The 22,154-nt window shown below is 53.8% G+C and carries 20 protein-coding genes and 3 tRNA genes; 7 read left to right on the top strand and 16 right to left on the bottom strand.

What is annotated here, in order from left to right:
* Positions 1–4: 4 nt before the first annotated feature.
* From CODIS_RS07150 to parC, 10 genes are all read right to left on the bottom strand, one after another.
* Complete coding sequence (locus tag CODIS_RS07150) at positions 5–808, bottom strand: replication initiation protein (RefSeq protein ID WP_069122869.1); 804 nt, start codon at positions 806–808, stop codon at positions 5–7.
* 96 nt (positions 809–904) lie between these two features.
* A tRNA-Asp gene (locus CODIS_RS07145) sits at positions 905–981 on the bottom strand.
* A gap of 4 nt (positions 982–985) precedes the next feature.
* Positions 986–1,061, bottom strand: a tRNA-Val gene (locus CODIS_RS07140).
* A 52-nt stretch (positions 1,062–1,113) separates the two neighbouring features.
* Positions 1,114–1,386 (bottom strand): HU family DNA-binding protein, encoded by a 273-nt coding sequence (locus CODIS_RS07135; protein ID WP_069122866.1) that lies wholly within the window; start codon positions 1,384–1,386, stop codon positions 1,114–1,116.
* A 184-nt stretch (positions 1,387–1,570) separates the two neighbouring features.
* On the bottom strand, positions 1,571–4,021 hold the full coding sequence (gene lon / locus CODIS_RS07130; protein WP_069122863.1) for an endopeptidase La: 2,451 nt from the start codon (positions 4,019–4,021) through the stop codon (positions 1,571–1,573).
* Between the two features lie 323 nt (positions 4,022–4,344).
* On the bottom strand, positions 4,345–5,619 hold the full coding sequence (gene clpX, locus CODIS_RS07125; RefSeq protein WP_069122861.1) for an ATP-dependent Clp protease ATP-binding subunit ClpX: 1,275 nt from the start codon (positions 5,617–5,619) through the stop codon (positions 4,345–4,347).
* Positions 5,620–5,762: 143 nt separating this feature from the next.
* Positions 5,763–6,377, bottom strand: a complete 615-nt coding sequence (gene clpP / locus CODIS_RS07120; protein ID WP_305782092.1) for an ATP-dependent Clp endopeptidase proteolytic subunit ClpP — start codon at positions 6,375–6,377, stop codon at positions 5,763–5,765.
* Positions 6,378–6,420: 43 nt separating this feature from the next.
* The gene (tig, locus tag CODIS_RS07115) at positions 6,421–7,707 is read right to left on the bottom strand and encodes a trigger factor (protein ID WP_069122856.1); all 1,287 of its coding nucleotides are present in this window, start codon (positions 7,705–7,707) and stop codon (positions 6,421–6,423) included.
* A gap of 93 nt (positions 7,708–7,800) precedes the next feature.
* Positions 7,801–7,885 (bottom strand) — tRNA-Leu (locus tag CODIS_RS07110).
* 231 nt (positions 7,886–8,116) lie between these two features.
* Complete coding sequence (parC, locus tag CODIS_RS07105) at positions 8,117–10,369, bottom strand: DNA topoisomerase IV subunit A (RefSeq protein ID WP_069122853.1); 2,253 nt, start codon at positions 10,367–10,369, stop codon at positions 8,117–8,119.
* A 383-nt stretch (positions 10,370–10,752) separates the two neighbouring features.
* On the opposite strand from parC, the gene CODIS_RS07100 reads away from it, so the two are divergent.
* Both CODIS_RS07100 and CODIS_RS07095 read left to right on the top strand, forming a co-directional pair.
* The gene (locus tag CODIS_RS07100) at positions 10,753–11,169 is read left to right on the top strand and encodes a YybH family protein (RefSeq protein ID WP_069122987.1); all 417 of its coding nucleotides are present in this window, start codon (positions 10,753–10,755) and stop codon (positions 11,167–11,169) included.
* Complete coding sequence (locus CODIS_RS07095) at positions 11,169–11,519, top strand: acyl-CoA thioesterase (RefSeq protein WP_069122850.1); 351 nt, start codon at positions 11,169–11,171, stop codon at positions 11,517–11,519. Before CODIS_RS07100 ends, CODIS_RS07095 begins: the two co-directional genes overlap by 1 nt.
* A 154-nt stretch (positions 11,520–11,673) precedes the next feature.
* Here CODIS_RS07095 and CODIS_RS07090 read toward each other — a convergent pair whose 3' ends face one another.
* Positions 11,674–13,263 (bottom strand): DNA recombination protein RmuC, encoded by a 1,590-nt coding sequence (locus CODIS_RS07090; protein ID WP_235615150.1) that lies wholly within the window; start codon positions 13,261–13,263, stop codon positions 11,674–11,676.
* Between the two features lie 102 nt (positions 13,264–13,365).
* Here CODIS_RS07090 and mtaB point away from each other — a divergent pair, with 102 nt between their 5' ends.
* On the top strand, positions 13,366–14,679 hold the full coding sequence (gene mtaB / locus CODIS_RS07085) for a tRNA (N(6)-L-threonylcarbamoyladenosine(37)-C(2))-methylthiotransferase MtaB (RefSeq protein ID WP_069122846.1): 1,314 nt from the start codon (positions 13,366–13,368) through the stop codon (positions 14,677–14,679).
* Between the two features lie 50 nt (positions 14,680–14,729).
* On the opposite strand, the gene CODIS_RS07080 is transcribed toward mtaB, so the two are convergent.
* From CODIS_RS07080 to CODIS_RS07060, 5 genes are all read right to left on the bottom strand, one after another.
* Positions 14,730–15,635, bottom strand: a complete 906-nt coding sequence (locus CODIS_RS07080) for a hypothetical protein (RefSeq protein WP_069122843.1) — start codon at positions 15,633–15,635, stop codon at positions 14,730–14,732.
* 122 nt (positions 15,636–15,757) lie between these two features.
* A complete protein-coding gene (locus tag CODIS_RS07075) occupies positions 15,758–16,300 on the bottom strand; it encodes a hypothetical protein (protein WP_069122984.1) in 543 nt (180 codons plus the stop codon).
* Between the two features lie 12 nt (positions 16,301–16,312).
* Complete coding sequence (locus tag CODIS_RS07070; protein ID WP_069122837.1) at positions 16,313–17,065, bottom strand: Mut7-C RNAse domain-containing protein; 753 nt, start codon at positions 17,063–17,065, stop codon at positions 16,313–16,315.
* 61 nt (positions 17,066–17,126) lie between these two features.
* Positions 17,127–17,942: an exodeoxyribonuclease III gene (gene xthA / locus CODIS_RS07065; RefSeq protein WP_069122835.1), complete on the bottom strand. Its 816-nt coding sequence runs from the start codon at positions 17,940–17,942 to the stop codon at positions 17,127–17,129.
* 186 nt (positions 17,943–18,128) lie between these two features.
* Positions 18,129–18,413: a hypothetical protein gene (locus CODIS_RS07060; protein ID WP_069122832.1), complete on the bottom strand. Its 285-nt coding sequence runs from the start codon at positions 18,411–18,413 to the stop codon at positions 18,129–18,131.
* A 254-nt stretch (positions 18,414–18,667) separates the two neighbouring features.
* Between CODIS_RS07060 and yaaA the strand changes: the two genes are divergently transcribed.
* From yaaA to CODIS_RS07040, 4 genes are all read left to right on the top strand, one after another.
* On the top strand, positions 18,668–19,435 hold the full coding sequence (gene yaaA / locus CODIS_RS07055) for a peroxide stress protein YaaA (protein WP_069122829.1): 768 nt from the start codon (positions 18,668–18,670) through the stop codon (positions 19,433–19,435).
* The gene (locus CODIS_RS07050) at positions 19,414–20,211 is read left to right on the top strand and encodes a TatD family hydrolase (protein ID WP_069122826.1); all 798 of its coding nucleotides are present in this window, start codon (positions 19,414–19,416) and stop codon (positions 20,209–20,211) included. Before yaaA ends, CODIS_RS07050 begins: the two co-directional genes overlap by 22 nt.
* A 111-nt stretch (positions 20,212–20,322) precedes the next feature.
* Positions 20,323–21,324, top strand: a complete 1,002-nt coding sequence (galE, locus tag CODIS_RS07045; protein ID WP_069122823.1) for a UDP-glucose 4-epimerase GalE — start codon at positions 20,323–20,325, stop codon at positions 21,322–21,324.
* A gap of 17 nt (positions 21,325–21,341) precedes the next feature.
* The gene (locus CODIS_RS07040; protein ID WP_069122820.1) at positions 21,342–22,142 is read left to right on the top strand and encodes an undecaprenyl-diphosphate phosphatase; all 801 of its coding nucleotides are present in this window, start codon (positions 21,342–21,344) and stop codon (positions 22,140–22,142) included.
* Positions 22,143–22,154 lie beyond the last annotated feature (12 nt).

The following is a 22,154-nucleotide window of genomic DNA, read 5'->3' as shown; positions in this document are numbered from 1 at the left end:
GAATTTAGGAATTCGGGAAACGCGCCAGCTTGGACCCCTTCAGGCTCTTTTCTTCAAAATTGAATGTCAGGCCGACAACCTTATTGTTCCGCCGCTTGACCTCCCAGGAGATCCTCAACCCTGATTTCTCGCACAGTTCTTTGACTGCGACATCGATCGCACGCTGCTTCAAATTGAAGAATTCCGAGTATTTGTCTTCAAGGCCCAGGCGGCCCCTGAAGTCCTCCAGCGTAACTACCAGTTTGCCGGTACTGCGCCACTGGCAGAGCTGCTCATAAAGTCGCATGGAATAATAGGAGTTTAGCGGCGCGATCTTTTCCAGCTCGTAGACCGTAAAACAGCGGCTTAGACCCGCTAGATAGGCCTTCACTTCGTCAGAAAAACATAAATTGAAGGCACCGCTCCCTTTAGGGTAAAGCTCAGCGTCCGTTGTGTTCGGTTTAAGCCAAGAAATGCGCTTGCCCGTACCCGCTTTATCAAACACCTCTAGCTTGCGCTTAGGCAGCCGACCAGCTGCCTCTGTAAACGATTGGTAAGCTCTATCGTCGGTGACCTGGTAGGTGTTAGCGTATTCCTCCGCCGTGATCTCAATCTCATCGGGCACGGGCTCACGCGGATTCAGCTGGGCAACACCCAACAGCACAACCCGTAATTCAACAAACGTCAGTTTGTAGTGCGCTTCAATCAACATGTTAGACTTGCATACCTTGTGTGGGCCTCGCTCTCCTGGCTCCCGGTACACCACCTCCCACTGCCCCTCAGCGTTCAGCTGAAGGTGCAAGGCCAGGCATTCGTCAAACCTTTTCATACACCCATAACCCTGCTAAGTTAGTGACAGAGTAGGGGCAGAACGTCAGTGGTCGTTACCATAAACCATATATTTCAATGGTTTATCATCTTAAGTTGGCGGAGCGGACGGGACTCGAACCCGCGACCCCCGGCGTGACAGGCCGGTATTCTAACCAACTGAACTACCGCTCCGAGTTGGTGGGTGCTGCAGGGATCGAACCTGCGACCCTCGCCTTGTAAGGGCGATGCTCTCCCAGCTGAGCTAAGCACCCTGCTAGTGGGGTATATCGTCAACCGGTTAGAGATACCTCACCTGAAGGCGCGCTAGTTTATTGCATCCTTCAATGCTTTACCAGCCTTGAATGACGGGATTCTTGAGGCCTTGATTTTAATCGTCTCGCCAGTTTGCGGATTGCGGCCTTCACGAGCGGCCCGCTCCTTCACTGAGAAGGTGCCAAATCCTACCAACGAAAGCGTATCACCCTCTTTCATCGCTTTTGTTACTGCGTCAACCATACCGTCGAGCGCACGCCCGGCAGCCGCTTTGGAAATGTCCGCAGATTCCGCCATTGCCTCAATTAGTTCGGCCTTATTCATTAATCATTTTCCCCTGTGGTGGTCTTGGCGGAATTACCGCCTTTAGAAGCGTTATGTAATGGCCCGCTTGGGGCCCGAAACGCCAGAATTTATACCGGCTGCCAGATACCCTGTCAAGCAACTCAGAAGACCAATTCTTAACATTTGTTACTGTTGTGACAGAGATATAGCATCTCGGATCACACTAGTGCTTGGTCGGCGCACCCCGTTTCTTGACCTCGTCGCCATCCTGCTGTTGTCCGCCCTTAGTCGGTGTCGCATCCGCTGACTTTCCCTCTTTCGGTTGCGGCATCTCCTTGAGTGCCACCTGCAACACTTCATCGATCCAGCGAACCGGCCTGATATCAAGATTTTGTTTAATATTCTTCGGTATATCAACAAGATCTCGTTCATTCTCTTCGGGAATGATAACCGTTGCGATACCTCCGCGATGCGCGGCAAGCAGCTTCTCTTTGAGTCCACCGATCGGTAAAACCTCACCTCTCAGGGTGATTTCCCCCGTCATTGCCACATCCGCCCGAACCGGTATTTTTGTCAAAGCGGATACCAGACTGGTGCACATACCGACACCTGCGCTGGGGCCGTCTTTCGGCGTCGCACCTTCGGGCACGTGGATATGAACATCGCATTTTTGGTGGAAATCCTCTTCTAATGCGAGAGAATCCGCACGACTCCTGACAACAGTCATGGCTGCCTGAATGGACTCCTGCATGATTTCACCCAATTGACCGGTATGACTGAGCCGGCCTTTACCAGGCATCAATGCCGCCTCGATGCGCAGCAGTTCACCGCCCACTTCGGTCCAGGCCAGTCCGGTAACCTGCCCGACCTGATCGTGTTCGTCCGCCCGGCCATAACGGAATCTTTTAACACCCAAATAGTCTTCAAGCTTCTTGGGGGTAACGGTGATCTTGCCTTTTGGTTTCTTCAGCAGTATATCCTTCACCACTTTACGGCATATCTTGGCAATCTCCCGTTCCAGATTTCGCACACCCGCTTCACGTGTGTAGTAACGGACGATATCGCGTATCGCGGACTCCCTGATGATGAGTTCATCGGGCTTCAATCCGTTATTTTCCATCTGCTTACGCACCAGATAGCGTTCGGCAATACTGACCTTTTCATCTTCGGTATAACCGGAGAGCCTGATCACTTCCATGCGATCGAGTAACGCCGGAGGGATGTTCAAGGTATTCGCGGTCGCAACGAACATTACCTCGGACAGATCGAAGTCGACTTCGAGATAGTGGTCATTGAATGTGTGGTTCTGTTCCGGATCGAGCACCTCCAGCAGGGCCGATGCCGGGTCACCCCTAAAATCCATCGCCATTTTGTCTATCTCGTCAAGGAGAAACAGCGGATTACGGGTCTTGACCTTACTCAAATTGTTGATGATTTTACCGGGCAATGCGCCGATGTAGGTACGCCTGTGTCCACGAATTTCCGCCTCGTCTCTTACCCCGCCCAGGGCCATGCGGGTGAATTTGCGATTGGTGGCACGAGCTATCGATTGACCCAAGGAGGTCTTACCGACACCGGGAGGCCCCACCAGACAGAGTATCGGTCCTTTCAGTTTTCGTACACGTTGTTGTACCGCGAGATACTCAAGGATACGCTCCTTGACCTTCTCCAGACCGTAGTGGTCCTCATTCAACACCGCATCGGCCGCACCGATATCGTTACGTATCTTGGTCCGTTTCTTCCAGGGCAGACCGACCAGAGTATCGATATAGTTACGCACCACTGTGGCTTCAGCAGACATGGGGGACATCAGCTTGAGTTTGTTCAACTCATTGGCAGCCTTTTCCTTGGCCTCCTTGGTCATACCGACGGATTCTATCTTTTTGGTGAGATCCTCAATCTCGTTCGGCGCATCCTCCATCTCGCCGAGCTCCTTCTGAATCGCCTTCATCTGTTCATTCAGATAGTACTCGCGCTGATTTTTCTCCATCTGGCGTTTTACGCGGCCACGGATCCGTTTCTCCATCTGCAGGATATCGTTTTCACCCTCCATTAATCCCATCAGATGTTCCAGGCGCTCGCGTACGTTGGGCATCTCAAGAACATGTTGTTTCTCTTCCAGCTTCAATGACATATGCGCAGCGATAGTATCTGCAAGACGGCTGGGATCATCGATGCTCGAAAGTGATGTGAGCACCTCCGGGGGCACCTTTTTGTTCAACTTGACATACTGATCAAACAGGTTGGTGGCCGAGCGCATCAATACCTCGCTCTCACGGCCCGCCACATCGATCGTGTCAGTCAGGGTTTCAAGCCTGGCGGTAAAGAACTCATCCGTATCTACGAATTCGGTGATACGCGCTCTCTCTCCGCCTTCGACGAGCACCTTGACAGTACCGTCGGGTAATTTAAGTAGTTGGAGTATGTTTGCCAGGGTGCCGATTGCATACATATCAACTACGTCCGGATCATCCACATCAGCGCTCTTTTGCGCTGCCAGCAGAATCTGCTTATTACTCTGCATCGCCGAATCCAGTGCCTGGATCGACTTATCACGGCCGACAAACAGAGGAATGACCATATGGGGATAGACGACCACATCGCGCAACGGTAAAACCGGTACGAGATTATTCTGGCTGATCGTCTTCATGGAATCTGTGTACTCGTGGCCCATTAAATTATCCTCATTTCGGCAGTCTCTCTGCCTAAAAACCTTCAACCTCAGGTATGACAGTCAGTACAGGGATTTGATACTGGCGGGTAACTATGTTCAATCCGCATCCATTTATTCGGATCAACACTATAAAGGACATATATAAGGGTGGAATCTGGATGTTTCAAGCCTGCAATGCAATGAATAGCGCAGATATATACCCTCTGGTGACGAATTTACCCAATGGATATGTTATGAATTCAAGAACATACCAGCATCTATCAGTCAATCCGGCCGGTCAGGCTTTCGCATCTAGGACAGACCACTATTTATGTGATGTTATGCTAATCGGATGCGGCGATCTGCTTGTCGCTGTTTTCATAAATCATCAGCGGTTCAGACTCGCCGGCGATCACTGCCTCATCCACCACGACCTTCGTCACCTCGTCCATTGAGGGAAGATCGTACATGGTGTCAAGCAGCACTTGTTCTAAGATGGTGCGCAATCCCCGTGCGCCTGTCTTGCGAAGCATGGCTTTGCGGGCAATGGCGCGCAGTGCGTCTTCACGGATCTCGAGCTCACAGCCTTCCATCTCAAACAGGCGGCTGTACTGCTTGGTCAGGGCATTCTTCGGTTCGGTGAGGATCTTCACCAACGAGGCTTCATCAAGCTCCTGCAGCGTGGCCACAACAGGCAGACGACCGACGAATTCGGGAATCAGACCATATTTGATCAGATCCTCGGGTTCCACATCGACGATAATGTCGCCGATGGAGCGTGAGTCGTCCTTGCTCTTTACTTCCGCGGAGAATCCGATACCACCTTTCTCGGAACGATCTTTGATGACCTTTTCCAATCCGGCGAAGGCGCCACCGACAATAAACAGGATATTCGAGGTGTTGACCTGCAGGAACTCCTGCTGGGGGTGCTTGCGCCCACCTTGGGGGGGTACGGAGGCCACCGTGCCTTCGATCAGTTTCAACAGGGCCTGCTGTACGCCCTCACCCGATACATCCCGGGTAATTGAGGGGTTGTCTGATTTTCGGGAAATCTTGTCGATCTCATCAATGTAGACTATGCCTGTTTGGGCCTTTTCCACATCATAATCACACTTTTGTAACAGCTTTTGGATGATGTTTTCCACATCCTCGCCCACATAGCCCGCCTCGGTGAGAGTGGTCGCATCGGCAATCGTGAACGGTACATTCAGGAGCCTGGCGAGTGTCTCAGCCAGGAGGGTTTTGCCCGATCCGGTGGGCCCAATCAGCAGGATATTGGATTTGGCCAGCTCCACATCACTCTCTTTACCGATGGTATCGAGTCGTTTGTAGTGGTTGTAAACCGCGACGGACAGCACCTTCTTCGCCCGATGCTGGCCGATGACATATTGATCCAGGGTCTTTTTGATCTCGTGAGGCTTGGGAAGCTTGTTGATACTCTCTTCCCCGGGGTCCTGCATCTCCTCGCGGATAATGTCGTTGCAGAGTTCGACACATTCGTCACAGATGAAGACGGAAGGACCGGCGATCAGTTTGCGTACCTCATGCTGGCTTTTGCCGCAAAAGGAGCAATACAGCAGCTTGCCGTCGTCGCCTTTTCCGCTCTTGTCACTGCCCATATCTCACTCCTCGAACCGAAATCAACCTGCTTTTAACTCAATCATATCTAACTGCGCATAGATGGCAAGGTCAGAGTCACGAAACTCTGATCTGTGTATCAGGCCTGCGTTACAGTCGGTAACCGCCTTCAGAGACAGGTTATTCAGTCTGCCGCCCCTTCGCGATTGCTCAGTACGGAATCAATCAGGCCGTAGGCTACAGACTCCTCGCCCCCCATAAAATTATCGCGTTCGGTGTCCTCTCCGATCTTCTCCAGACTCTGACCGGTATGATGGGCCAGGATAGAATTCAAACGCTCCCGCAACAACAGAATCTCTTTCGCATGAATCTCTATATCTGTCGCCTGTCCCTGGAAACCGCCCAGGGGTTGGTGGATCATCATACGGGAATTTGGCAGGCAATACCGCTTTCCCTTTGCGCCCCCCGCCAATAACAACGCCCCCATGCTGGCTGCCTGACCGATACACATGGTACTGACATCAGGACGGACAAACTGCATGGTATCGTAGATAGAGAGGCCCGCAGTGACGGATCCTCCAGGTGAATTGATATAGAGGTGAATATCCTTGTCAGGATTCTCCGACTCTAGAAACAGTAGCTGGGCAACAACCAGATTGGCCATATGATCTTCGACCGGCCCAACCAGAAAGATAACCCGCTCCTTGAGCAGCCTCGAGTAGATATCGAAAGAGCGCTCGCCCCTGGCTGTTTGCTCAATGACAATCGGTACCAGACCAAGGTTTTGCGCATCCGGCATTCCTGATGAAAACTGTTCGTTCATAGCTGCTTTTTCCTCAGGGTCAACCCTGCTCTGTCAACGCGGCGAATGTGGTCTCATCATCCACTACTTCCACCTGTTCCATGACCCAGTCGACTACCTGGTCTTCCAAAACCACGTTCTGTACCGAAGCCAATTGTTGTTGATTGCCATAGTAGAACTTGACAACCTCTTCCGGCTGCTCGTAGCTGGCCGCATACTCTTCAATTGTCTGGCGTACACGATCGTTATCGACCTGAATCTCGTTTTGTTTAATGATCTCACCAATCAACAGGCCCAGGGTTACACGCCGCCTGGCCTGATCTTCAAACATCTCACGGGGCAATTCGAAACTACCGGCTCCCTGTCCCATCTGCTCTCGAGTCTGTTTACGCAGCGCCTCGATCTCCTCCTCGATCAGCGCCTTGGGAATGTCGATCTTGTTCTGCTCGAAAATAAGATCCATCGCCTGACTCTTTATCCGAGCCTTGACACGCTGTGAAAGTTCACGCCGCATGTTTTCCTGGATATCTTCCTTCAGCTTATCCACACCTTCACCGGCACCAAAGTCTTTGGCGAAATCATCATCGACTTGGGGAAGCACTTCTTCCGCAACCTCATTCACCTCGACTTCGAACGTTACCGGTTTTCCCGCCAGTTCTTCCACCCGGTAATCCTCGGGGAATTGCAGGTCAATGGAGCGTTTCTCCTCTTTGACCATTCCCACCAGACCACTCTCAAAGCCCTCGATCATCCGATTGGAACCAAGCACGAGATCCACGTTTTCGGCACTGCCGCCCTCGAACGCCTCCCCGTCGACCAAACCCTTGAAGCTGATCTTCACTTGATCACCCTCAGCAGCGGCACGGTCTACGTTGTTCCAGGTAGCACGCTGTTTGCGCAGTTTTTCGATCATATCCTCGACATCCTGCGCGGTGATCTCGGCAACAGGCTGCTTGATCTCTCCCGTGAGCTCGGTCAATTTGATATCAGGCATGACCTCCAGGGTGGCCACATAGCTGAACAATCCCTCTTCGGTGCTCTCTTTGGGCTCGATCTTCGGCATCCCCGCGGGTTGCAGCTTCTCCTGCTGGATCGCCTCCTGGTAGCTGCTCTCGATCATTTGACCATAGACCTCCTGCAGGACCTGACCACCATAGTTACGGCGTAACAAATTCATAGGTACTTTTCCCGGACGGAAGCCATCCAGTTTGGCGGTTCGACCAATCTGCTTCAGACGCTTGGTGACCTCCACCTCGATCTGCTCAGCCGGCAATTCGACCGTAACGCGTCGCTCTAGCCCTTCACCCGATTCCACCGAAACTTGCATGGTTCTTCTCCTGACAGCCTTGATCTGTCACTATATATTTGTAAAAACTGGAAATATCCTGGAAATTGCAATTGGCAATCACGAGGAAAAAACTGGTGCGAAAGGAGAGACTCGAACTCTCACGGGTTGCCCCACAGGAACCTAAATCCAGCGCGTCTACCAATTCCGCCACTTTCGCTTGCAGCTTGGACGCGGTAAAAAACACCATAGCCCTGCTGTGAACTGACCATTATAACGATGAACGGAGGAAGTCTCCAAGCCAATTGCTTCTAAACAGCGTTATCCGCCTATTACCACTGGCCTGAAATCATGCTGTCCCACTTCGTTAGTGCGATCTATCCATCATGCAAACAGACGGCCTCGTTGAGCCTATGCGGCAGATTCCACCAAACCGGCGGGGGGGTGTCGCTTAGCTGTTCACCTCAACCCTGTCGACACGTTGAAATCCACGAGGAAGCTTACCTCCCCGACGCCCACGCTCACCTTGATAACCATCCAGATCTGACGGCTTGAGTACGATATACCGTTTGCCTGCATGGGCGGTCAGGCTGGCACCTTGGGGCACCACTGCCAGAGCGACCACGAACTCCTCCCGCGAAGCCACACGCTTGGCGGGAATACCGATAATCTTGTTACCCTTGCCACGCGCGAGTTGCGGCAGTTCGGAGAGAGGGAAAACCAGCATGCGGCCCTCATTGGAGATAGCCACGACTCTATCATGGCTATGGTCCGATATGACGCCAGGCTGCAGAACCCGGGCCCCTTTCGGCAACGACAACAGGGCCTTACCGGATTTGTTCTTGGCCAGCATATCGGATAATTTGACCCGAAATCCATACCCCGCATCGGAGGCGAGCAGATATTCCCCATCAGGATCGCCACCGACAACGGCCATGAAAGTCGCACCGGTAGCGGGTGAGAGACGGCCAGTCAGGGGTTCTCCCTGACTGCGGGCGGAAGGTAGGGTATGGGCCAGCAGTGAATAGCTACGCCCGTTGGAATCGACAAATACCGCCTGTTGATTACTGCGCAAACGCGCAGCGGCCAAAAAGTTGTCACCCGCCCGGTAGTTGAGTGTCGCCGGATCGATTTCATGGCCCTTGGCGCTACGCGCCCACCCCTTTTCGGACAACACCACGGTAACCGCCTCACTCGGGGTCAGATCAGTCTCCGCCAGCGCCTCCGCCGACTCACGCTGAACAATGGGTGAGCGGCGTTGATCCCCATATTGCTCAGCATCGGCCTTGAGTTCCTTGCGAATCAGGGTACGCAGCCGTTGGTTGGAACCGAGAGTCAATTCCAGAGACTTTCGTTCCTGCTCCAACTCCTCCTGTTCACCGCGAATCTTCATCTCTTCCAGCTTGGCCAGATGGCGCAGGCGCAGGTTGAGAATCGCTTCTGCCTGAGTCTCCGAGAGGGAAAATCTCCTTATCAACTCGGCCTTGGGATTCTCTTCATGGCGGATAATGGCAATCACCTCGTCGATATTGAGGTAAGCGATCATCAAGCCCTCTAGGATATGCAGACGATCCAACACCTGGTCCAACCGATACTGCAAGCGCCTGCGCACTGTTTCGGTGCGAAACTGCAACCACTCCTTGAGCAGGGAGCGAAGATCCTTGACCGCCGGTCGTCCGTCGATACCGATCAGGTTCATATTCACCCGATAGGTCCTTTCCAGATCGGTCGTCGCGAAAAGGTGCGACATAACCCGTTCCACATCGACCCGGTTGGAGCGTGGCACGATGAGCAGGCGGGTCGGATTCTCATGATCCGACTCATCTCGCAGATCGTCGACCATCGGCAGTTTTTTCGCCTGCATCTGGGAAGCAATCTGCTCCAGCACTTTGGCGCCGGAGACCTGATGCGGCAAGGCTGTGATGAGGATATCACCGTTCTCTCGTTCATATCGGGCACGCATACGTATCGAACCACTGCCGTTTTCATAGATCTTCAACAGCTCATCCGCCGGTGTGATGATCTCGGCCTCAGTGGGATAATCGGGCCCATGAATGTGCATCATCAATTCAGCAACACTTGCCTTTGGTGACTCCAGCAGATGGATACAGGCACTTACCACCTCCCGTAGATTGTGGGGTGGAATATCGGTTGCCATACCGACTGCAATGCCGGATGTGCCATTGAGCAGCAGGTTAGGTACTCTGGCGGGTAGGATCGACGGTTCTTTGAGGGTGCCGTCGAAATTCGGCACCCACTCCACGGTACCTTGGCCAAGTTCTGAAAGCAGCAGCTGGGCGTAGGCGGTCAGCCTCGACTCGGTGTAACGCATAGCCGCAAACGACTTGGGATCGTCCGCTGAACCCCAGTTACCCTGACCGTCGACGAGTGGGTATCGATAGGAGAAGCCCTGTGCCATCAACACCATCGCTTCGTAACATGCAGTGTCGCCATGGGGATGGAATTTACCCAGCACGTCACCCACGGTACGGGCCGATTTCTTGAACTTTGCCGTGGCACTCAGCCCCAATTCCGACATGGCGTAAACGATACGCCGCTGGACCGGCTTCAGGCCGTCGCCGATGTTGGGCAGGGCGCGATCGAGAATCACATACATGGAGTAGTTGAGATAGGCCTGCTCGGTAAACTGGCTCAGTGGAACCTGTTCAATTCCCTCAAGGCTTTGGTCGATTGTGTCAGACATATATTGTCCTATCTGATTCCGGGTCACTGACTTGGAAAGCGAGGCCAGATCATACGGAAAGCTGTGAAGTTAGGGAATAGCTTCGACGAGGGCGTCGGATAGCCGGTGCAACAATCCCAGAATCAGAGAAACACCCCCTCCCGCCGACATCAATCTGAGGGGAGACTTCGTCAGGCAATATCAGAGGGGTGTCTTTCGGCTAGGTTCGAAATTGGTGGATAACAGAATAATGAAGCACATTTCAGGCGACATCCGACCATCGTCATCCGCCCCTCGCCATGATTTCCATCAATGAGTATCATTCATCTATTCCGCATCTACAGACCGATCAGCTTTCAGCCGGGGTTGAAGTGCTGAGCGACAGACACCACACAGGAAAAACAATGAGCAGCCCATATACGACACCGCAAGATGCCGAAGACGCCTACTACGACGCTATAGAAGAGAAGGATCTGCAGGCATTCATGCAAGTTTGGGAGGAGAGTGAAGAGGTGCTCTGTCTACTGCCGATGATGACGGCGCAAAGAGGTAAAGATGCGATCAGAAAGGTTTGGGAACCACTGATGCAAAGTGATGTTGACCTAGACATCCAGACCAAACACCTGGCATGGATCGAAACCCCCGAACTTGCAATCCACCTGATTGAGGAGCTGGTGAAGAGCCCCGGGCAAGATGAGCCACAACCTGTCTACGCCACCAACATCTTCCGCAAAACCGGAGAGGGTTGGCGACTGCTGATGCATCAGAACTCACCCACGCCTCCACCACCCGGCCTGCATGTTCCGGGGATGGAGATGTGATGGAAAACCATAAGCTGGTCATACCCCAACATCTCAACCAATACGGCTACCTCTTTGGCGGTAATCTGCTGCAATGGGTGGATGAATACGCCTGGATAGCCGCGGTTCATGACTATCCCGGACGACGATTCGTCACCATCGGCATGGATCGCGTGGAGTTTCATCGCAGTGTGCGAAAAGGGACCATTCTTCGCTTCGATATTCAACAAAGCCACAAAGGGCTGACATCCGTGCAATACCTGGCCAAGGTGTTTGCCCAGGATCCGGAGAGCGGCAAGGAAGAGAGTGTCTTCACCACCACGATCACCTATGTCTGCCTGGATGATCAGGGGAAGAAACAACCTATTTGAAAATAATAACTTACCGGACTGCGCGTTTTACTCAACCATTTCATCAGCGGCTTCCTGGCGTATTTAGTTTTTAGTAAGTGTTGCCCAAGCAACTCAAAACTCAACACTAAAAACTCAAAGCTTTTCCAGCAGCTTTTCTTTTGGCCAGGGATTACTAGTCATCCTCCGAGTCGGATAGGGCAGCCTTGCGAAACACCGGCAGATCCGGGCTCTGCTCTTCCTCGAGTTCGACCTTCTCGATCTTCTCGAAGCGATTGGTGATCTTGCGTGCTGAGATATTGACGTCACTGACGTCCTGGTGGGCCTGGCCGATGTGCCTCGCCAGGTTATCCATACGGTTTTGAAAACGACCGAAATCCTTCGACAGGGCGCGCAGATGCTCCTGGATGATATGTACCTGCTCTCGGGTGGCCGCATCCTTGAGTACAGCGCGGGCGGTGGTGAGAATCGCCATCATGGTGGTCGGCGATACCAGCCAGACCCGTTTGCGGAACGCCTCCTCCACCAGATCGGGGAAGTGGGCATGGATCTCAGCGAATACCGCCTCCGCAGGGATAAACATCACTGCTCCATCTGACGTCTCTCCTGGGATGATGTAGCGGGATGCAATATCCTCCATGTGTTTTTTGATATCGTTGCGGAACTGCCGTTGCGCCTGAACACGCTCAGTTTCCGCCAGCTGGTCATCCAGCATACGCTGATAGGATTCCAGTGGAAACTTGGCATCGATCACTACATTGCCCGTGGGATCGGGCAGAAACAGCACGCAGTCCGCCCGCCGGCCATTGCTCAATGTGTGTTGCAGGGCGAAACCCGATTCCGGCATCACATTGCGTACCAGCGCCGACAGCTGCACCTCACCGAAGGCGCCACGGGAACGTTTGTCCGCAAGCACTTCCTGCAGGCTGACCACATTGGTGGAGAGTTCTGTGATTTTCTTCTGCGCCTCATCGATACGGGTCAGGTGTGTGAGTACTTGATTGAAGGTCTCCGTGGTCTTTTCAAAACCTTCGTTGAGGCGTTTCTCCACCTGGCCGCTTATCTCCTTGAGCCGATTGTCAGTTGACTCTGTCAAGCCCTGCACCTTCTTTCCCAGATTATCAGCGTGCTGGGTCAACGCCTCAGCCACCTGTTTACGCACCTCGCCCATCCCGGATTGCAGGGTTTCATGTTGCTGTCGCATGCTTTCGAGCTGACGTTCGCCGAAGGCCTCGCGATGCCGCACCAGAGACTGCGCCAGGGATTCACGCAGCTCGCCAAGCTTCTCCTGCTGCTGCAGTCGTCCCTCACCGAGACCCTCGGTAACCGCCTTTTTCAATCCTTCAAACTGTTCCAGCAGTTCAATTCGCAGACGTCCCGTACCATCGGGGAGGTGCTGTTGCATCTCGCCATAGCGTCTTTCCATACCCTGATAGAGCCTGTCCGAACGATCCATCAGGGCCTGTTGCATACCGTGCAGCAGGCGCTGCTGGGCCAAGGTACCACGGGCGATCCGCTCGGTCATCAGATCGCGCAATTCACTCTGCTCCCGGGTGTAGTGGCGCTCCTGCGCATGCAGTGATTCCAGCAGCGACTGCTGATGATGAATACGGGCGCGCTGTTCTCGCTGCTGGGTATCGAGCAGCCGCGCCAGCCAATAGAGCACCCAGCCCAACAGTATGAGGCAGACGAATCCGAGGATCAGCAAGACCTGCAGCAGGGTCGAAGCTTGGGTAAACCATTCCATGACAGAACTATACCCCATCCGGTGACTCAAAACCTGAGTCCGTGCTTGCATCCGAGCAGTGCAGAGATTACCTTTGCCCACCAGTCAAACCCCATAGATAGACTTCTGGACCGATCTCACATGCGCATACACCTGATGACATTGGGCTGCCGTCTCAACGAGGCGGAGATGGAGACCTGGAGCCGCGACTTTCAGGCCCTTGGCCATGCCATGACAAAACAGGTGGAAGAGGCTGACCTGCTTGTAGTCAACACCTGCGCCGTGACCGAAGAGGCGGTACGCAAATCGCGTAAGCTGTTAAGCCGCAGCTGCCGGCAAAATCCTCATGCCCGGCTGGTGGTCAGCGGTTGCTACGCCTCATTGAATCCCGATGCCGCGGCGGGAATCGAGGGTGTTGACCTGGTGGTAAATAACCGGGACAAGGGGCGTCTGGTGGAGATAGTCAGCGAAAGACTCGATCTCTGGGTGATGCCCCAGAGCGCCACCGAACCAGACGCTACCGGCCTGCTCTCCCGAGGACGCCAGCGCGCCTTCATCAAAATCCAGGACGGTTGTCGCTATCGCTGCAGCTTCTGCATCGTCACCCTGGCCAGAGGTGAAGAACGCAGTCGCCCGGCCGCAGAGATCATTTCGGAGATCAGGCATCTGCAAAGCCAGGGGATTCAGGAAGCGGTACTGACCGGGGTCCATATCGGGGGGTATGGCGCCGACATCGACGCCTCCATCCCCGAGTTGATCCGTCGGATTCTGCAGGAAACGGATATCCCCCGTCTGCGTATCGGCTCCATCGAACCCTGGGATCTCCCGGAAGATTTCTGGCGTCTGTTCGACAATCCCCGCTTCATGCCCCATCTGCACCTGCCTCTGCAGAGTGGATCGGACAGTGTATTGAGACGTATGGCCAGGCGCTGCCGCAGGGATGAGTATCGCCGACTGGTCGATCAGGCCAGAGAGCAGGTTCCGGATATCAATATCACCACCGATATCATCGTCGGCTTCCCCGGCGAGAGCGAAGCGGAGTGGCAGGATACCCTCGAATTTGTCGAAGAGGTCGGTTTCGGCGACCTGCATATCTTCGCCTATTCACCCCGTCAGGGCACCAAAGCGGCCAGCATGCCGGGAGCGCTCACTCGGGAAATAAAACGGCAACGCAGCCAAGCACTGCACCAACTGAGTGAGCGATTGAAACGAAGGAGTTTGAGCAGCCATCTCGGCCGCACCCTACCGATTTTAATTGAAGGCGGTGATGAGAACGGCTGGGGAGGCTATACACCAAACTATCTGCGAGTAACGGCAGAGGGACCCGCCGGGGTCGATTTGAAAAACCGCATTGTCGATGTATTGATAACCGCTATCGATGAGGAGTTGTTACAGCTCCAAGGCACTACCCAAGGCTTGGAAGCCACTTGCCAACCGTGGAGTCAAATCAACTGAAAGAGAATCTGAACGCAACCGAAGATGCGTTCAGACGACTCTCTGTCGACTCACCAGTTATAGGTTATGCCCACTCCGTCGACGGTAACGGTATATGCACTGCAATTGTCGAAACTGGCCGTTGCGAAGGTGCCACTGCCTCCACTCAGGGTAAGCATGCCACTGCCGGGAACGGCTTCCGCGCAATCGTAGGTGAGTGGCTGGGAAGTTGTCACATCGCCCCGTCCGTGATCCGGGTCATAGAAGGTCATACTGACATAGAACCCGGAAAACTCATTGCCGCTTACCGATAGATCCTCCACGCGATAGACCCTGCCGTCGATACCGGTGAAATCCGATGTCATGGAGCAGGCCACAGAGGCGCTGGAGATATTGCTGCAGGCAAGGGTCAGGTTGATTGCCTGTGAATCACCGATGTAGGTGACAGTGACATTGAAAACCATGCGCAAACTGTCGGTACCGGTATTGGCGCTGAATGTGACTGAGCCGTTGGCCACCAATGTACCGCCCTCCATATCACTCAGGGCGCAATTGGTGAAGGTTATGCTGCCTTCGGTCTCGGCCTCATTGGTATCCGCAATAGCGCGACCGCCCGCATCACAGATCTCCGCCGTCAAGTCGGTCGTTTTGGCGGCATTGGGACTTCTCAGCCGGTCTATCCATTGGGCAATCCTGGGAGCCACATCCATAAGCTTTGATGTGGGAGTCTCCTGTGGGCGCATCGCAACTTCCGACAAGGCATCCGATACGACCGCTTGTTGTGTGCCTGAAGCCGCTCCTGTGGCGAGGTCCTTGGCATTCGATGCATCGATGGTGGCTTCCGCGGTCGAGCCAGTGTAGGTCGTACCGCCTGACGAGTTGGGGCCGTCGCTATCGCCACCGCCGCCACCGCCACATCCCTGCAACAGCAGTAGTGAAAGGAGTAGACTGAGTAAACTAACCGATAAGTGCTTCATGATTTTAATTCCTGTATCCTTTCCTTTTAAGTCCATAAATTATATATGGTTTTAACACTCGGTACCCGGTGTCGGCGTAAGGACTATGTGTTTTTTTGGCCGGTGTCACAAATGAATCGGATTCAGAGACTGCTCTCATCGGCCTCACGCTGCTGCCTGTCCAGTGTGTTCACCAGATAGGCAAGGGAGATTCCCAATTTGCGGGTCCAGGTCAATTCGACGCGCCAGGGCGAAGCAGGGAGCTGCCAGCGATACCTGAGCTCCCCCTCACCTCTGCGCACGGCACCGATTTTTCCCGCCATGTTTCGTGCATACTTGGGTAGATGACTAATATCCCGATGCTTGCCATACTTCTCGCTCAGCGTACGTTGAAGCCTTTGCAGGGTTACCTGGTTCGAAGGCTCGTAGGTCTTCAGCACCTTGTAGATACGGCCTTGAAAGGCCATTACATAGATCCGCTCACGCCCCTTGGTATAGATGATGCCGGCGCGGTCGCCATTGACGATGGGATCCATATCGACCGGACGCCGCTGCAACAACCGATCCAAACTCTCCCCCAGGCAATAGTGCATGAAGACCCGTTTCAGGCATCCGTCGTGTAACTCTTCGGCAGGAAGTAGCGCAGAAGAGAGGCTGAGTAGAATCAATACTATCCATTGCGGCATCACAGTCATTTCCTACTGTTTCGTTTGCGGAGTGGCCAGGGAGCCGATGAATGCCTGCATTTCACGGTAGTGACTCCCTTTCCAATATATACGTCCACACTCATCACAGCGCCAAAAATCATTATAGTGTCGACGGACGCGATCTGGCAGCTGATCCTCGATACGCGACTTTTCCGCTGTCACTATCTGACCATTGCACTCCATGCAGCGGGTAAAAGGATTGTACATGCCTTCCAATTGCAAACGCCGCACTAGCTCCACCAATTGCTGCTTCGGTTCGGTTGCATGTATGAAACAACCATGGGTAATGGGCCGATGCATCAGCAAATCCCGATCACGGGTCAACAATACCCTTCCCTGTTCAACCGAGATGCGGACCAGGTTCTTGTCACCGGCATCGTTGAAAAACAGGCAATCGAATCCGAGTAGACGCAGATATCGTGCAAGCTTCCCCAAGTGCGCATCGGCAACAAACCGAAGCGAGCGCAACGCCCGGGATCGAAGATGCAGCAAGGGAGTGATATCCATGGACTCAAACACAGGATAGATGCTGATGCAGTCATCCGGTTGCACCACATAAGTAAAATCGACTGACTCCCCATTGACCAGAATCACCTCCACTTCGGTGTGGGGTACACCAAGATTCTCTATCAAATGCTTGATACTCAACAGCTGGTCGAAACTATATGTGAAGCAGCGCTTGCGCAAGGCTTGTGGCAGAAAATCGTTGAGCTCTTCGTAAAACCGCAGACTGGCCTCTGGCATCGACTTTACCCGAATACAAAGGTTAGGGCCTGTTTGCACTAATCCAATTGGCCCTAAGGTGTCAATAATCGAAATCGGCCCAGACGGGGCAGTGATCTGAGGGTTTCTCCATCGATCTGACATCGTAGGCGATACCCACATCGGTACAGCACTCGATCAATGGGGAGGTAGCCAACACCAGGTCGATGCGTAACCCTCTTTTCGGTTCACGCTCAAATCCCCGGCTGCGATAATCGAACCAGCTGAAAAGGTCACTCACGTCCGGTTTGAGGGTTCGAAAACTATCCTGCAATCCCCAGGATTGCAGCGCCTTGAGCCAATCACGCTCCTCCGGCAGAAAACTGCACTTACCCGTCTTCAGCCATCGTCTGGCATTATCCTCACCAATACCTATGTCGCTGTCGAGCGGCGCCACATTCATGTCACCGATAATCAACAGCGCCTCGTCGGGATCATGCTCGCTTTTCAGGTAATCGAGAAGATCGGCATAGAAGCGACGCTTGGCGGGAAACTTGACCTCGTGAGAGCGATTCTCACCCTGAGGAAAGTAGCCGTTGATCACGGTCAGGGGCCGACCCTTGGGCGAATTGTAGCGACCGACAATCAATCTGCGCTGGGCATCCTCATCATCCCCGGGAAACCCCTTGGCAATGAGCATCGGGTCTGCCTTGGAGAGCAAAGCCACGCCATAGTGGGTCTTTTGGCCATGGTATCCAGCCTTGTAGCCAAGCCCGTCGATCATCGCAACAGGAAAGTCCGCATCCTGCACCTTGGTCTCCTGGATGCCGATGATATCCGGATCATAGACAGCCTTGAGCTGACTCAACTGATGCTCGCGTACACGAATGCTGTTGGTATTGAATGAGACGACTTTCATAAGGACCAGTTAACACTCAACCGACCGGCTCTGCCGGGACTGGTTTTTCGTCCGGCAAGGCAAAATGAGCGATGTGTGATTTTTCTATGTTCATTTGGAATCAGCAAACTTCTCTCCTTGCGCCCCGAAGGAAGTGCCCTTGGGGTGCGCCTCGATTGGCGCTTTTCCAGGGGCAACAGGGCCTGGCTACAGCACCTCTCCAGTCTCTTTTTCACCCATTTCAAACCCATGCCGGTAGGCCTTTCCCCATGGCAGCAATTCGTGGCCGGCAATCAACGACCTATCAACGACAACACCAGCGGTCTCCAGTGGAGCAGAGTAACCCAATTTTTGCATCGCCTCGACCATGCCGTCCGCATAACCCCGGTTGTACCAGAGTTGCAGCTCACTATCATTTTCCGTCAAGGATGCGGTTTCCGCATACAGCTCCTGAACCACCTGCAATAGCCGCTGAAGTATCTCCTCACTCATGACGGTTTATAGCCTTACATCTATACTGTGCTTTTATCATGGTAGACCAAGTCAGACGGGTACAGAAGCACAAGCCTAGCATGGGATGGGTATCGTATCTGACTGACAGGGACAATAAGGATACTGCCTATCCCTGGAGATCAGCGTCAGTAGCCCCGAATCTTTCGGGGTTTTCCCTGAGTATACAACGGTTGTAATTGATCCCGACACTGGCGATCATTGAAGGGTTAACATGATCCAGGTAGTAGAGTCAGATGTTGATTACGATCTCCCCCGCAAAAACCCTCGATTACGAGTCACCGCCGGTTACCACAACCCATACCAAACCCGCGTTTCTCAAACAGTCGCGCAGTTTGATCAACAACCTGCGAAACTACTCGGCCATGGACCTGGCCGAATTGATGAAACTCAGCATGAAGTTATCGGAACTCAACTTCGATCGTTACCATGACTGGAAGACACCCTTCACCCTGAAAAATGCCAAACAGGCGGCACTGGCGATGAAGGGGGATGTCTACGGCGGACTGGATGCCGAGACATTAGACAAAGAGGGCTTCAAATTCGCCCAACGTCACCTGAGAATCCTCTCGGGATTGTATGGCGTGCTGCGCCCCCTCGATCTTATGCAACCCTATCGCCTGGAAATGGGAACCAAGCTGCCCAACGAGCGAGGCAAGGACCTATACGCCTTCTGGGGTGAACAGATCACGCAGGCCATCAACAAGGATCTCAAGGCCCAGGGTGACGACATCCTGATCAACCTGGCCTCCAACGAGTATTTCAAATCGATCAAACCAAAGCTGATTCAGGGCCGTATCATCACCCCGCAATTCAAGGAAAAAAAGAGCGGCGCCTATCGCATGATAGGCGTGTTCGCCAAGCGCGCCCGCGGATTGATGAGTCGTTATATCATCGACAACCGTTTGCAGGATCCCCAGGAGATCGAGGGCTTCGACTGGGACGGTTACCGTTTTAACAAACGACTCTCCAAGGAAGACCAATGGGTATTCACCCGCGGTTGATCGATGCCCATAGCCACTTTGACGATGTCAGCTTCGATGCTGACCGAGAACAGGCCCTGCAACGCGCCCATAACGCAGGCGTCCTGGAACAGATCATTCCTGCCATCAAGGCAGCATGGTGGCCAAGAATAAAACAGCTGTGTAAGCAGAACAGCGAGCTCTATCCAAGCTACGGCCTTCACCCGATGTATCTCTCCGACCATCGCGATGAACACCTGACCTTGTTACTGAACTGGATTAAACAGGAGCACCCCGTAGCGATCGGCGAATGCGGTCTCGATTTCTTTATCGAGGATCCCCAACCGGCACTGCAGCAACACTATTTTGAACAACAGCTTCAGGTCGCCGAGGAACAGGGGTTGCCGGTAATCATCCATGCACGGCGATCGGTGGAAGAGGTGATCAACACGCTGCGCCGCTTTGCAGGATTGCAAGGCATGCTGCACAGCTTTTCCGGCAGTGAACAACAGGCTCACCGGCTGATCGACATGGGGTTCTATCTGAGCTTCGGTGGACCGATCACCTACGAACGGGCCAAACGGCTTCACCGCCTGATCAAATCACTGCCGCTGGATGCGATCCTGCTGGAAACAGACTCGCCCGACCAGCCCGCCAGCCATCATCGGGGAGAACGCAACGAGCCTGCCTTCCTACCCGAGATCCTGCAGACGGTCGCCCGACTGCGTAATCAACAGCCGCAACTGATCGCAGAGCAGACGGCGGCCAACACCAGAAAGCTATTCAAAATCCGATCACCCCTGCCCCCTGACTGCTGACTGCTGGCTGCTAACCACAACCACCCAAAACATGACTCCGCCCCCAAGCCCCGCTATCATGTGCCTCATTTTTAGCAACGGCCATTCAATATAAGTTAAGGAGAGTGTCAAATGTCACAAAAAGGGATTCTCGTTACCGGTGGTGCGGGTTATATCGGCAGTCACACAGCCCGTCAGCTGGGTGAGGCCGGTGAGAAGCTGGTCACCCTTGACAATCTCTCCACCGGCTTTCGCCAAGCCGTTCTGCATGGCGAGCTGGTCGTCGGCAATACAGGCGACCCGGATCTGGTGAATCACATACTCAATGAGTACGATATCGATACGGTCATGCATTTCGCCGCTCACACAATCGTCCCCGAATCCGTGGAAAATCCACTCAAGTACTACGCCAACAACACCTGCAATACCAGGAATCTGCTGGCCTGCTGTGCCGAAGCCGGGGTCAAGCATTTTGTCTTTTCATCCACGGCGGCGGTTTACGGCATACCCGAATCGGGTATCGCCTACGAAGAGGCGCCCACCAATCCGATCAATCCCTATGGCACCTCGAAGCTGATGTCCGAAATGATGTTGCGTGATCTTGCTGCCGCCTCCGATATGCGTTATGTCGCCCTACGTTATTTCAACGTGGCGGGCTGCGACCTGGAGAGCCGGATCGGCCAGTCGACACCGAAGGCGACCCTGCTGACCAAAGTGGCCTGTGAAGCCGCCGTGGGCAAGCGTGAGGCGGTCTACATCTTCGGTACGGACTATCCCACCAAGGACGGCACCGGGGTACGCGATTATATTCATGTGGAAGATCTGGCGGATGCCCACGTCAAGGCCCTTCAATATCTGCGCAATGGCGGCGAATCGACCACCCTCAATTGCGGTTACGGTCATGGTTATTCTGTGCGTGAGCTTTTGAAATCAGTGGAAACCGCCAATGGATCACCCCTTAACATCATCGAGGCGGCGAGACGTGCGGGCGACCCGCCGGAACTGGTGGCAGGGGCCGAAAAGGTGCGCGAGGTACTGGGCTGGACACCACGCTACGATGACCTTGCGACCATTGCCAGCTCATCTCTTGCATGGGAGAGGAAACAGCTGGATGCCCCCTGGTCCAATAACTGACAGGTGCCGTTCCTGTTATGGAACTGATACAGATATTCACCCTTGCCGCATTGCAAGGATTGACTGAATTTCTGCCGATTTCCAGCTCCGCTCACCTGATCCTGGCACCCGTTGTCACCGATTATGCGGATCAGGGACTTGCCTTCGATGTGGCTGTGCACGTTGGAACTCTAGCCGCTGTGGTTGGCTATTTCCGTCACGAAGTCGTCTCCATAAGCAGTGACTTTTTCCGTGCCTTGCTTAGTCCCGCGGCCCGTTCCAGAGAGTCCCGCCTGGGCTGGATGATCATCATTGCCACCCTGCCTGTCGGGGTGTTCGGTCTGCTGATGAAATCCCTGGTGGAGACCGATCTGCGCTCACCCCTGGTGATTGCCATTACCACCATTGTTTTCGGCATCCTGTTACTGGTTGCCGATCGCATCGGCAAGCGTCAGCGGGATGAATATGATATCCGCTGGCTCGATGCACTGGTGATCGGTCTCTTTCAGGCGCTGGCCATCATACCCGGTACCTCCCGCTCCGGTTCGAGCATTACCGGCGGACTTTTTCTCGGACTGAGCCGCAGAGCCGCATCCCGCTTTTCATTCCTGATCTCGATTCCCACCATCCTGTTGTCAGGTGGACTGCTGACCCTGGACCTGATGTCCAGTGACACACCTGCCGATTGGCTCTCACTGGGCCTGGGGGCCGGGCTTGCCTTTATCACAGCCTATCTCTGCATCCACTACTTTCTGCGCTTTATCGAAACAATCGGTATGTTGCCCTTTGTCGTTTACCGCTTTATTTTAGGTGGACTGATACTACTGTTTCTGGTCTGACCGGAGCAGGAC

The organism is Candidatus Thiodiazotropha endolucinida (assembly GCF_001715975.1).
Taxonomy (GTDB): Bacteria; Pseudomonadota; Gammaproteobacteria; order Chromatiales; family Chromatiaceae; genus Thiodiazotropha; species Thiodiazotropha endolucinida.
The sequence above is the reverse complement of the archived record's forward strand: the minus strand, read 5'-3'. Positions and strand labels throughout refer to the sequence as shown.